Consider the following 12785-nt stretch of genomic DNA (forward strand, 5'->3'; position numbering starts at 1 on the left):
GATGGTGGAGATCTTTAAAAAGTTGAAATAATGGCTGACTGAAAAGTATAAAGAAATTTATCTTTTCTTGATTCAAAAGGGATATTCATGAAAAATTATCAAAAAACGGTTGTTTTTCGATAATGGTCTTAAGCTAGGGGGAGCAATGTCCCTTACAAAAATAACATACTGTCTAATGGGTAACTGATGCCTGCGCGTCAACATGATGTTATATTCGACCATACGATAAATCTTCCTTTCAACTTCTTGCAGTTCCGTTGCGTTAAGGTAATTCCTGTATACTATTTCAGTTATTCGTGTAATAAAGGTGAAGATATAAGAATATGTTTGTTATTAGTAAGATGTTAAAATGTCATTGGAAAGCAAACATCAAAAAGAGTTAAGCTACTCAAATAGAAATTTAGTATTATATCTCAAAAAAGATAAAACATGGAGATTGCCATTGCCACTTTAGAAAATATTGAAATAGATAGAATAGTAGAAGTATTAAACCAATCATTCTCTGATTACATTGTGCCTTTACAGCTCAATTCAAAACAATTAGCATTTAAGATTTCTTCAGAAAATGTAAAGTTAGATTTATCAATCGGAGTTTTTTCATCTGGTAAATTAATTGGGTTTATGCTTCACGGCCTTAACGAAGTTGACGGAAAATTATCAGCTTATAATGCCGCAACTGGTGTTGTTCCTGATTATCGCGGGCAAGGTCTTGTTGGTAAAATGTATGACTTTTTATTGCCGAAGCTAAAGGCAATAGGTGTGGAGCAAATGTTGTTGGAGGTAATCGTGGGTAATGATGCTGGTGTCCGGGCCTATGAAAAAATGGATTATCAAGTAAATAGAACACTTGATTGTTTTCGTGGGGCAATTGAAACGGTAGAAAAATCGCCTGTGGCAGTAATTAGAGATTTAGAAGACTTTGATTGGGATAAGTTTTCTTCTTTTGGACAATAAAACCTTCATGGCAAAATTCTGTAACGACACTGGAAAACAGTAAAGACTACTGTGCTATAGTTGGAGCCCATTTAGACGAAGAGTTAATCGGTTACATGGTATATAATCCTGTTTTAAGGAAAATACATCAAATTGCTGTTTCATCTAAACATAGACGTAAAGGCGTGGCGACGCAGCTGGTCAATACAATGATCGCATCGATTGATCCAAAAGAATTGTTTATGAACAATGTTGATACCGGTTCGTTAGAAACAATTGCATTTTTCAAAAGCCTTGGACTTTCTAGGCATGTAGCTCAATTGGAAATGAAAAGAAGAGTATGACGAAAGAAAAAATCTAACTGCGTATATGGATCGTGTCTGGGTTCGCTAGATGCCGTTACTATAAGCTAAAAAGCCTCTGCAAATCTTACGAAAGCAGGCTTTTTAGCTTATAGTATTTATTCCTCTTTTACTCCTTTTATCCAATCCTTAAATTTGTGGATTTTCTGTTATAAAAGACTCATGTTCTTCTTCTCCTTCAGGACCTGCCGGTAGAATATGCTCAAAATAAGTTCCTTTCAATACCTTGCGTAATATACCCTCACCCAAAAATGGCTTATTGTCATTTAATGTTTTTGCCGCTTTGAGCAAATGACGGATATCATATTGCAAAGGATTAATATCAGGTACCTGCTTATTCAGGTTTAATAGTTCATAAACTGCGATCCTTGCTGTTCTTACCGAGCTCTCCATGGTAAATACCACATCATTATTTGTTTCTACAAATTGTCCGATCAATCCCAGGTTTTTGCACCCTTCAGGAACAACCCGTGGGCGATCACCTTTGGCTCTGGGCATAAACATCGAAGTGATATAAGGCATGAAAGCCGTACGAACGATGGTGTTTTCTATCACATTATCCAACTGGTCTATGATACCCGTATGATAACACAATTCAGCAAGGATCTCGTCTCCTGTACATTCGGGCATTGTTTTCTTAATATAATTCCCTTCCTTGTCCATAAACAAAGCATACACCCAAAGTACCAGAATATCATCTGGTTGTTCCGGGAAATGAGGCTGTCTGTTACAAGTAAAACTCATTAACCAGTTGGAATCTGTAATAGTAACAATTCCTCCGGTAGCTGTTTTCCCGGAATAAGGATCATTCACACAATATTCCTTTAGCTTTTCAACCAGCGCAGAAGGTCTGCAGGTTAAAGTCACGGATTCCCAGGACGACTTTTCGATATTGCTGCAGAATTTTTCTGGTTTACCAAAGCTGTCTGATTTAGCAGCAAGATTTTTCCATAGTTTCCATCCGCCACTCTTTCCGCTTATGCTATTGTCGATAGCTATAATAGGTGCTGTTTTGTTATCACCATAGAATGTATCTTCGGTCATTGAACCAGTAGTAACAATCACATAGTCTTCTTTTCCAACCGGTATTTTAACTTCTTTTCCATTTTGCTCTGTAATAATTCCTTCCACCACTGTCTTTCCTTCGGTATTGATATGGATATCCAGGTCATTGATTAGTGTATTGAACTGAATGTTAACACCTTTGTCTTTTAGATAATTGCGTAGAGGTGTTACAAAGGTGTCATATTGATTATACTTAGGGAATACTAAAGAGGAGAAATCATTTAATCCATCAATAGCATGCAGGAATCTGTGCATATAAAGCTTTAACTCCAGTAAGCTATGCCAGTTCTCAAAGGCAAACATGGTACGCCAGTACGTCCAGAAATCGCTGCTCAGAAAGGTTTCACTGAAATAATCTTCAATAGTTAAATCGTCCAGTTCTTCTTTTTTCTTAAGCAGAAGCTTAACGATGGCCAGCTGGTCTTTTTTGTTCAGACCAAATTTACTGAAGTCCTTTATTTCCCCTTTGTTATGAATAAGTCGTGCTTTAGAATAATTGGAGTCATTATCATTGATCAGGCGATATTCATCTAAAACAGTATAAGGAGCAGGCATTTCAAGCGCTGGAATATCCTGGAATATATCCCAAAGATTTTCATAGGTCATGTCCATTTCCCGGCCACCTCTGATGATATAGCCTTCCTTAGCATTACCTGCACCATCTAATGATCCGCCATCGATGTGCAATTGTTCTAAAAATGTGATGTTTTCGGCTGGTACCTGACCGTCTCGAATGAAATAATAAGCAGTAGCCATACCAGCAATACCACTACCTATAATATAGATTTTACTATCCTTATATGATTTAGCGGGAATCCCTCTATTGCGTTGGTAATTTCCAATCTGATCCGAAAAGGGCATAGATTTTTGCGGTGTATTACGTTGTTGCTCTTTGCTTGAATCTGGTTCATGATTCACATTTCCATGATCAGAGGAGGCGCTTAAAATTTTATCGGATTTGGAGGTGATTGCTTTCATCGCTTAATGTTTTAATTATGAAATAAAGACTATACCCTTGTATACTTCTTAATGTATGTGGTTTAGCCTTTCAAAACAAAGATATAAACGCAGACATGTTCTTTAAATGTATAGAATCATTCAAAATGATGATGCATATCACTTTGGTGAGCATATAAGTTAAAGGGCTGCTTCTACATCGAAGCAGCCCTTTAACTACAGATGTCTCTGGAGATGAGACATTCTTTTATTTAGATCTTTCGCAGAATTTAAAGCCTTGCGATTATAGATTCAGTTACCTGTTCCACTATTTCAAAAGCAGTTTCGGCCATTTTATTCCCTTTGTTGTCTAATAGTGGATTAACCTCTACAACTTCAATACATAACACTTTTTCTGAGGCAACTATGGTTTGAATAATAATAATGATCTCCTGCGGATCAAACCCTTTGGAAACCGGAGTACCTGTGCCTTGTGAAATCAAATCACAATCCATACTGTCTACATCGAAAGAAATATAAATGATTTCGCAATCCTTTAATTTCTTCAATGCTTCTTCTACACAGGTTTTCAAACCCCTGAAACGTACTTCTTCTACCTTATAGTTTTTAATTTCTAATTTTTCAATGAGTTTGTCTTCCGCTTCTTCAGTATCGCGAACACCAAAATATATCAGGTGTTCTGGTTTCAACTTCTGTTCGTCTGTTCCAATGGTTTTTAAGTTATTCCAGAGTAGTAAAGTGTCTCCGGTAATCTTGTTCTGTTGACAATCCAGATTATCATTGGCCAGGGCTGCTGCCAGGGGCATGCCATGTATGTTGCCGGATGGAGAAGTATATGGAGAATGTAAATCCGCATGAGCATCTATCCAAACCACCCCCAGTACTTTATCAGGGTAAGCTGCTTTTATTCCGCTGATTGTGCCCAATGCTGATGAATGATCACCAGAAAATACGAAAGGAAAGTGGTTTGCTGACAAACTCTGCTCTACAGCATTAGCAAGCCGTGTACATTGCTGCAGCACATGTTCAATTCTTATTGCAAAAGTATTCCGGTCTTTATTATAGATCGTTTCGTTATGCGTCTGAACATCCAGCGTGCTGAAATTGTTAAAATATTCACTTCTTCTTATTAATTGCAGCAATTTCGATGGCATCTATTCCCATATCAGATCCCCGGGTTCCCGCACCAATATCAGATCTGTTTTTAACCAGATTTATTGTTCTTTTCATAAAGTCCTAAGCAACGCTTAACAGTGATCTCTCAATGATGTCCAGGCTTTCGATAATTTGTTCTTCAGTGATGACTAATGGAGGGGCGAAGCGGATTTTATTTCCATGAGTAGGTTTGGCAAGTAAGCCGTTCTCTTTAAATTTCATGCAGATATCCCAGGCCATATCAGATTCTTCTGCACAGTTAATGACAATCGCATTAAGTAGCCCTTTACCTCTGACCGACTGGATAATGTCTGTTTTCTTTGCAATATTTTCTAATCCTGCTCTGAATAGTTTCCCCATTTTATCTGCATTTTCAGCAAGATTTTCATCAATAACGACTTGTATAGCTTCTCTGGATACTGCACATGCCAAAGGATTTCCTCCGTATGTTGAACCATGCTCTCCTGGTTTAATGGTCAGCATGATTTCGTCATTTGCCAGGACTACTGAAACTGGTAACACGCCACCTGAAACTGCTTTTCCTAATATCAAAATATCCGGCTGGTTACTTTTCTCTTCAGAATTGACTTCGTATGAAGCCAGCATGCTTCCCGTTCTGGCAATTCCGGTTTGTATTTCATCAGCAATGAATAAGACGTTATAGGCTTGGCAAAGTGCCTTAATACGTACCAGGTAATCGCTGTCCGGGACAACTACACCGGCTTCACCCTGAATAGGTTCAACAATGAAGCCTGCAATATTTTTATCTGTTTTTAAAAGAACTTCAAAAGCATCCACATCATTATATGGAACATGAGTTATTCCACCTACAAATGGACCAAAATCTTTCTTTGCACTTTCATCATTAGAAGCTGAGATTACAGAAATAGTTCTGCCATGAAAATTTCCATCAGCAAAAACTATTTTGGCCTCGTTAGGACTAATGCCTTTGATTTGGTACGCCATTTTTTCTACAAAGTTTCATTGCTGTTTCAACTGCTTCCACACCCGAATTCATGATCAATGACTTATCATAACCAAATAAATTACAGACAAACTCTTCAAACTCACCCAATTTGTCACTATAAAATGCCCTGGAAGTCAGGGTAAGTTTTTCTGCCTGATCTTTAAGTGCATTAATAATTCTTGGGTGACAATGCCCTTGATTCACTGCTGAGTAGGCAGAAAGAAAATCAAAATATCTCATTTCTTCAACATCCCAAACAAAGACACCTTCTCCTCTTTCCAGCACGACAGGTAGCGGGTGGTAATTATGCGCACCATATCTTTCTTCTTTCTCTATTAGCTCCTCGGTTTTACTTAAGTTTGTTGAAATTTCCATAATTGATTGTTCTTGATGCGAATATAGTAATATTTATTATTTTTGTGCTCGATAAAAGTTAATTTGACTTTTTAATTGGTTTTGAAAGTGTATTTGGCTCTAATAAGCCTGTTTAAAAAATAACCTAATCTTAAATAATTCATGGATCACATTGATGAATTTGACATCCAAATTTTAAAACAACTGGAAATAGATGGACGAATGGCATATTCGGCTATCGCTGCAACACTTGGTATATCCAACACCATGGTTCATCAGCGAATCTCCAGGTTAACCGAACAAGGTATATTAACAGGAATCAAACCTGTATTAGATGAAAAGAAGATTGGTTATGACTGGGGTGCCTTTACAGGGATTACTCTTGAAAAAGACCATGATTCAAATCGTATTATTGAAGAATTAAAGAAGATTCCGGAGGTTACCGAGTGTTATTATATTAGCGGCACTTATACCTTATATTTGAAAATCATTGCCAAAAATCATGAGCACATGAGGCAGGTACTTTATGAAAAAATAGATAATATCCAGGGTATCGCTAAAACAGATTCTATCATGGAGCTTGGATGTGCGTTTAAAAGGAATATTATCCTGTAAAACATTTAATCAAAATAGTAGGCCAAATAATTATCTTAAAAATACTTTAATCATATATTTGGTGCATATGTACAAAAAGTATATCATCTGGCTTTTTTTTCTAGCTGTATTTACAAGTGATTTTTCTGGATTATTTGTTTATGCCGGCTATAAATTAAATCAGGATTATATCACTTCATCTCTTTGTATAAACCGGGACAAGCCCTGGATGAAATGTAACGGTAAATGCTATTTGATGAGAAAGATCAGAGAAGCAGAGAAAGATGAAAATCATAAGGCCGTTAAAAATGTCCTGAATCAATTGTCCGTATCATTCTATCAGCACAATTCTGCACCTTCATTAAATACTACGGTATTCATCATTGAAGACCAGTCAGGATATTCTCGCTACAGCTATAATTATATCAGTAATTATTGCGACCAGATCTTCAGACCGCCAAAGACTGCGGCTTAATTTCCTGTTATTCTTTTATACTCCCGGTATATGTCAGGATATATCTTATGATATATCTATAATTTGTTATTTCCTGTTTTAAAAAACAGGTTATTTATCGGCGTGGCTTATTTTGTCAATATTAATGATGAATGTGAGTTTTTTTTAAGGTCATGGCTTTAGCAGTATAAAAGAATTAAATAAAAACTTATTGTGGATTTGCAGGGAATTGAAATGCCTTAGCCTGATAAATACGTCTGGCAAAAAGAAGAAATCGACGTCCGTTGTACCGAAAGGAATTTAGGTGCAACAGAAGAAAATAGTAAAATCCTAAGAAACAATAGAATTGGCTTCTTATCAGAATATTAAAAACATGATTAATTTAAAAATAAAGACTTTCGGCATCCTTTTATTATTAGGGATTACATTTTGTGTGGGTTGTAAGCAAAATGTAAAAGAACAGATTGCTAAACCTGTTATGCAAAATGGAAAGATCAAGGTCGCTATACTCATCTATCCAGGTGTAGAACTTTTGGATTTCGCAGGACCTTCAGAGGTATTTAGCAATAGTAAATATTTCCAGGTCTATACAGTCTCTACTGTTCAGCCAAAATCAATACTAAGAGTAACACGCTAAGTATAAATCCAGATTTTACGATTTCCAATGCACCTCAACCCGATATACTGGTTATCCCAGGTGCGACGATGGAGACCATCGGGGCCGTCGCTTCAAATCATCAAGTGATCAGCTGGATCAATAAGGTCAGTGACAAGACTAAGCTAACTATGTCAGTTTGTTCTGGTGCAGGTTTATTATCAAAAGCAGGAGTATTGGATGGAAAAACAGCAACTACTCATTTTGGCGCTATAGATACCTTACAAAAGCTGACACCTAAAGCAAAATTTATCGGTAACGTGAGATTTGTTGAAGATGGAAAGATTATGACTACAGCGGGTGTGTCAGCAGGCATTGACGGAGCTTTGCATGTGATAGAGAAATTAAAAGGACTGAAAGAGGCGCTGTTTGTGACGGCTGTTATAGAATACGATAAATGGAACCCGGCTGATGGTAAAGTTATCGGTGCTATGGAAAATAATAAAGGAATGGATATGCGCATGATGCATCATGAGAATGCCGCAAGTTCTGCAGGAGCAATGAAAAGCTTAACACCGAAGACAATAAATAAGGAGGAGAAAGATGTAGTTTGTGGGATGACTATTCCCAAAGGGAGCTCGAAATATAACCTTCACTACAATGGTAAAGACTATCACTTTTGTTCGGCCACCTGTAGAAATTTATTCGAGAAAAATGCAGCTGTATATGCTTTGAAAAAATAATACTATTTGATTATTTATCATTATGATGTTTCGTAAGGCAGTTTTGTTTCTTTATATATTGATCTCGCTGATGGCGAATTGTTCGCGATTTTTTATTTTCGCCGGATTTGAATTCAATAAGGAATATATTGCCAGTAATCTTTGTATTAACCGGAACAGACCTGAGATGCACTGTAATGGGAAGTGCTACCTGATGAAAAAAATCAAACAGGCAGAAGAAAATGAAAAGAAAGAAGCTGCAAGGAATAACCTAAGCCAGTTGAAGTCTCATTTTACCAGGAGCTTTTTAGCTTTTCTTTTCACGATCCCTTTACTTTAAATATCGGGGATCATTCGTTTCCTGCTTACGCGTATTTATATACTAGTCATTACATCCGAAACATTTTCAGGCCACCCAGGCCATTTGCCTAATTTTCAAATATCTTCCTGATCACCTCATTTTTTGATTGTGCCTCAAGCTTTTTTTTTTGTAGCGGGTTTATGGCTATGCAATTGAAAATTTCAATCCTTATGCTGCTTAATCAATTTGAGCGTGCTGGTGAAACGTATAAATCAATATTTGATTTCCTGAGCTATAAGCTTCAGGAGGATACCCTGTTGAAATTAAAAGATTGGCCTTTGGCCAGATAACTACAAAATGAACATGAAAGCAATTTTAAAACTTACAATTATATTATTTATACTTTATTGTACTCCTGTATTTGCACAATCCGGCATTATACAAGGTACAATTACTGCATCCCGGGGACAGGCTGTCTTTAAACAACAGTTAAGCTATTAAATACAAATTATGGCGTACTGACTGATGCAGAGGGGAAATACACCATCAAAAATTTAGCAAGCGGAAATTATACCATCAGTGTTTCTGCCATTGGCTATGCTTCGAAACTCAAAAAAAATACCCTTGGTAAAGGGGAGGTATTGATCTCGGATTTTAAACTGGCAGAAAGTAATCAGCAATTGAATGAAGTAACGGTGTCTTCTGAAAAACGACAGGAAAGTGTTCAGAATATTCCGGCCGCAATTACATCTTTAGATGCGAAGCAGATTAAGGATTATCGGTTATGGGATATTACAAATCTTACAGCGATCGCTCCGAGTTTGTTTACCGTTGAACATGGTAATAGTACCGGGGCAAATTTCTTCAATATACGTGGCGTATTAGGCTATACGAACGAGCAGGCAGTAGCTACTTATATTGATGGTGTATATCAATACGAGTTTTTCTCTGCACCCCCTTTGTTTAATGATATATATACAAAGTAGAGAGATTTTACGTGGACCACAGGGAACACTTTATGGTCGCAACGCATTTGGTGGTGTAGTCAACATTACCACCAGACAACCCGGTAATACATCTTCTGGTTACGCTGAAATCAGTTTAGGGAATTACGGGCAACAACGTTATACGGTTAGCCTTTCAGGACCGGTAGTGAAAAATAAACTTTTCGCCAGCGGAGCCTTTACTTATAACCACAGAGGATCGATTTATTATAATAATTACACTAAAAGCGGTTATGACAGGCGGGAAGATTACTCGGGTAATTTCAATTTGCGCTATCTGCCTTCTGAACGCTGGGCACTTTCTTTAAATGTGAAAATAGAAAATGATAATGACAGAGGAAGTTATCCCTGGGTCAAATCCTATACGCAGGTCCTTGAAAAACCTTATGAAGTATCTTCAAATAATACCAATATTGAGCGGAGAAATAACTTTAATACGTCCTTACAGGCAAATTACTATGGTAAAGACTTCAATTTCACTTCAGTTTCTTCTTATATTAATTACCACCTGGATTACCCTGGGGGCTATGATTTTGATTTTAGTCCTTTAAATATTTTAACAGGAAGCCCTGATATTCGTCAACATATTTACACACAGGAGATTCGTTTGTCTTCTCCTACCGCGAATAGCAGTAAACTGCAATGGGTTGCAGGCGCATATGGATTCTTGCAAAATAACAGTAACGCTTCATTATCCAGTTATGGCCCCGACTATTTACTATTAGATCCTAAATCAGGTGCACCATTTAATACTATTGCTTATAGTTCTGCAAAAAATCAAGGCTTTGCTTTTTTTGGACAAGCTACTTATGCTATTGCAAGTCAATGGGATGTGACAGCAGGTATCCGTTATGATCATGAAGTCAGGAGGTTAAGCAAGTATACTGATTATCAGAAAGATCCCAATCCACCTGTATTACTAACTCCGAACAGGGATTACCGGGCTAATTTCAACGCAGTAACACCAAAGCTGACAGTTAGTTATAAACCAAAAGATCAAATGCTGATTTATGCATCTTATGCAAGGGGTTTTCGGGCTGGTGGATTAAACACGACAGCACCAACGCCAGATCAGGTACCGTATGATCCTGAACATTCAGATAATTATGAGATCGGATGGAAAAACACATTTCTGGATAATAAGTTGAAACTCAATCTTACTGGTTTCTATCTGGAACAACATAATCAGCAGGTAGGAACTTCTCAGGATGGTGTTAACCAACTTATTTTAAATGTGGGAGAAATGCACAATAAAGGTATTGAGCTTGAATTATCGGCATTGCCCTTAAAAGGTTTTCAAATTGATTTGAATGCTAGTTATTCTCATGCCAGATATGCTTCCTTACTACTGTATAACAAAGAGGCGAAGGCTGTTGTGGATAATAAGGGGAATCAGCCAATTTATAATCCACCATTCAGCTCTATGCTGGCCGCTCAGTATAGTTACGATTTTGGCGATAGTAAACAAAAATTAACGGCGTTTCTGAGAGAGAGAGAGTATCGTTATCTGGATAAATATTACTTTGATTTTGTCAATGGTCTGAATCAGCCGGGCTATAGTTTATTTAATGCTAAAACTGGCGTAACAGGTAAGAATTTTGAACTCAATTTCTGGGCAAGGAACATTACTGATAAAAGATATGTAGCCTATGGCTCTTTCAGCACTTTTATTTTGGGAACCCCCAGAACTTACGGGACAACTTTAATCGTGAAATTTTAAAACGGATCAATGATGAGAAATTTATTCTTAAATAATCTTCCGGAAGTTTCAACATGGAACGCCGCAAATAGAACTAATCAAACCGCTTTAATCTATGAGGATAGAAGGGCAACATTTGGTGAATTTGAAAAATATTCAAACCAGGTTGCTGGCGGTCTGGATCTCTTAAATGTAAAACCTGGAAACAGAGTAGCCATTTTAAGTAAAGACATTGATTATGGTTATGAAATCTTATTCGGTTGTGCAAAATCAGGATCAGTACTCATCAGCATGAACTGGAGGTTATCTGCCCGTGAGATTAAATATATCCTGGATGATGGAGGTGCTGAGCTTTTGTTTGTGCAACAGGAATTTGTTGGTTTAGTTCAAGAGATACTTCCTGAATTACCATCAATCAGAAACATCATTACGATAGATGGAGATGGATCAGTATACCCTGATTACCAGTCATGGCGTGATGCTTTTCCTGCGCTTAATTCTCTGTCTTTTAAACCCACGGAAGAAGATGTTGTTCTTCAGCTTTACACAAGCGGAACTACAGGTAAACCGAAAGGGGTGCAGTTGGCTCATTATACATTTTTCAGGCTCTTGCACAATATGTATAGTGCAGGTGATGAGTGGATGGATTTAAATGATCAGGATATTCTATTGGTATCTCTTCCGATGTTCCATATAGGTGGTTTGTGGTGGGCCATTCAGGGGTTTATTTCGGGAAGTACAAATGTTCTTATTGATGTTTTTATTGCCTGGAAAAGGTCTTGCAGCTAATTGAAAAAAAGCATAAGATCACTAAGATTGAACTTGTCCCTGCCATGCTTGGGTTTTGCCTTTCGGAACCAGCTTGTCAGGCAACAGATTTTTCCTCTGTTAAGGCGATTCTATACGGTGGATCACCTATATCTGATGTCCTGATGAGAAAAGCAGCCGGGAAGTTTCAATGTGATTTCTTCCAGATTTATGGGATGACTGAAACGGGTAATATGGCAGTTTGTTTGCGTCCGGAAGACCACGATTCAAATGGGGCGAAGCGGATAAATGCTGCGGGAAGACCTTTGCCTGGTGTAGAAATTAAGGTCGCAGATACGCTGGGACGGCAGTTAAAAGCTGGAGAAATAGGAGAAATATATATCAAGTCTCCTTCAGTGATGCTGGCTTATTGGAAAAATAAAGAAGAAACTGAGCGAACTCTGGTTGATGGCTGGGTCAGAACCGGCGATGGTGGATACCAGGATCAGGACGGCTACTTATATATCTGTGATCGCATTAAGGATATGATCATCTGTGCAGGTGAGAATATATTCCCGGCAGAAATCGAAGCTATTTTATGTGAACACGAAGGAGTAGCCGAAGCTGCCGTAATAGGAATCCCTGACGATTTACTTGGAGAGTCGGTTAAGGCTTTTGTGGTGTTAAAACCTGCTGTAGCATTAAAATCCAGGGAACTTATCTCTTTTGTGAGAGCGAGATTGGCGAATTTTAAAGGCCCCAGCTCTGTCAGCTTCATTGAAGAACTGCCAAGAAATCCAAGCGGAAAAGTTCTAAAACGAGTGCTTAGAGAACCCTACTGGACAGGAAGAAAACGCGCAGTAAATTAATATTTAT

The 12785-nt window shown here is 37.6% G+C and carries 15 protein-coding genes and 1 pseudogene; 12 read left to right on the forward strand and 4 right to left on the reverse strand.

The window, feature by feature from the left end:
• Positions 1 to 429: 429 nt before the first annotated feature.
• The gene (locus ACWYN3_RS02350) at positions 430 to 954 is read left to right on the forward strand and encodes a GNAT family N-acetyltransferase (protein WP_456219695.1); all 525 of its coding nucleotides are present in this window, start codon (positions 430 to 432) and stop codon (positions 952 to 954) included.
• 86 nt (positions 955 to 1040) lie between these two features.
• Entirely contained in the window at positions 1041 to 1277 is a 237-nt protein-coding gene (locus ACWYN3_RS02355; RefSeq protein WP_456222849.1) for a GNAT family N-acetyltransferase, read from the forward strand.
• Positions 1278 to 1424: 147 nt separating this feature from the next.
• Here ACWYN3_RS02355 and ACWYN3_RS02360 read toward each other — a convergent pair whose 3' ends face one another.
• From ACWYN3_RS02360 to ACWYN3_RS02375, 4 genes are all read right to left on the reverse strand, one after another.
• Positions 1425 to 3338, reverse strand: coding sequence for an oleate hydratase (locus tag ACWYN3_RS02360; protein ID WP_456219696.1), 1914 nt, complete (start codon positions 3336 to 3338; stop codon positions 1425 to 1427).
• 248 nt (positions 3339 to 3586) lie between these two features.
• A complete protein-coding gene (locus ACWYN3_RS02365) occupies positions 3587 to 4459 on the reverse strand; it encodes an arginase (RefSeq protein ID WP_456219697.1) in 873 nt (290 codons plus the stop codon).
• 94 nt (positions 4460 to 4553) lie between these two features.
• On the reverse strand, positions 4554 to 5438 hold the full coding sequence (gene rocD / locus ACWYN3_RS02370) for an ornithine--oxo-acid transaminase (protein ID WP_456219698.1): 885 nt from the start codon (positions 5436 to 5438) through the stop codon (positions 4554 to 4556).
• Positions 5413 to 5814 carry an aminotransferase class III-fold pyridoxal phosphate-dependent enzyme gene (locus ACWYN3_RS02375; protein ID WP_456219699.1) on the reverse strand — a complete coding sequence of 134 codons (402 nt, stop codon included), beginning with the start codon at positions 5812 to 5814 and terminating at the stop codon, positions 5413 to 5415. The genes rocD and ACWYN3_RS02375 overlap by 26 nt, the downstream gene beginning before the upstream one ends.
• A gap of 141 nt (positions 5815 to 5955) precedes the next feature.
• Between ACWYN3_RS02375 and ACWYN3_RS02380 the strand changes: the two genes are divergently transcribed.
• The 10 genes and pseudogenes from ACWYN3_RS02380 (at position 5956) to ACWYN3_RS02425 (ending at position 12778) form a co-directional block, all read left to right on the forward strand.
• On the forward strand, positions 5956 to 6408 hold the full coding sequence (locus ACWYN3_RS02380) for an Lrp/AsnC family transcriptional regulator (protein ID WP_456219700.1): 453 nt from the start codon (positions 5956 to 5958) through the stop codon (positions 6406 to 6408).
• A 235-nt stretch (positions 6409 to 6643) separates the two neighbouring features.
• Positions 6644 to 6862, forward strand: a complete 219-nt coding sequence (locus ACWYN3_RS02385) for a hypothetical protein (RefSeq protein WP_456219701.1) — start codon at positions 6644 to 6646, stop codon at positions 6860 to 6862.
• A 352-nt stretch (positions 6863 to 7214) separates the two neighbouring features.
• Positions 7215 to 7478 (forward strand): hypothetical protein, encoded by a 264-nt coding sequence (locus ACWYN3_RS02390; protein WP_456219702.1) that lies wholly within the window; start codon positions 7215 to 7217, stop codon positions 7476 to 7478.
• A gap of 20 nt (positions 7479 to 7498) precedes the next feature.
• Complete coding sequence (locus ACWYN3_RS02395) at positions 7499 to 8179, forward strand: DJ-1/PfpI family protein (protein WP_456222850.1); 681 nt, start codon at positions 7499 to 7501, stop codon at positions 8177 to 8179.
• 193 nt (positions 8180 to 8372) lie between these two features.
• Entirely contained in the window at positions 8373 to 8498 is a 126-nt protein-coding gene (locus tag ACWYN3_RS02400) for a hypothetical protein (protein ID WP_456219703.1), read from the forward strand.
• A gap of 506 nt (positions 8499 to 9004) precedes the next feature.
• Positions 9005 to 9097: pseudogene (locus ACWYN3_RS02405) on the forward strand (hypothetical protein); the annotation flags it as partial.
• Between the two features lie 3 nt (positions 9098 to 9100).
• Positions 9101 to 9445 carry a TonB-dependent receptor plug domain-containing protein gene (locus ACWYN3_RS02410; RefSeq protein WP_456219704.1) on the forward strand — a complete coding sequence of 115 codons (345 nt, stop codon included), beginning with the start codon at positions 9101 to 9103 and terminating at the stop codon, positions 9443 to 9445.
• Entirely contained in the window at positions 9426 to 11183 is a 1758-nt protein-coding gene (locus ACWYN3_RS02415) for a TonB-dependent receptor (RefSeq protein ID WP_456219705.1), read from the forward strand. Before ACWYN3_RS02410 ends, ACWYN3_RS02415 begins: the two co-directional genes overlap by 20 nt.
• A 9-nt stretch (positions 11184 to 11192) precedes the next feature.
• Complete coding sequence (locus ACWYN3_RS02420; RefSeq protein WP_456219706.1) at positions 11193 to 11951, forward strand: AMP-binding protein; 759 nt, start codon at positions 11193 to 11195, stop codon at positions 11949 to 11951.
• Positions 11942 to 12778 carry an AMP-binding protein gene (locus ACWYN3_RS02425; protein ID WP_456219707.1) on the forward strand — a complete coding sequence of 279 codons (837 nt, stop codon included), beginning with the start codon at positions 11942 to 11944 and terminating at the stop codon, positions 12776 to 12778. The genes ACWYN3_RS02420 and ACWYN3_RS02425 overlap by 10 nt, the downstream gene beginning before the upstream one ends.
• Positions 12779 to 12785: the final 7 nt, after the last annotated feature.

It is taken from the genome of Pedobacter sp. NJ-S-72 (genome assembly GCF_053890575.1).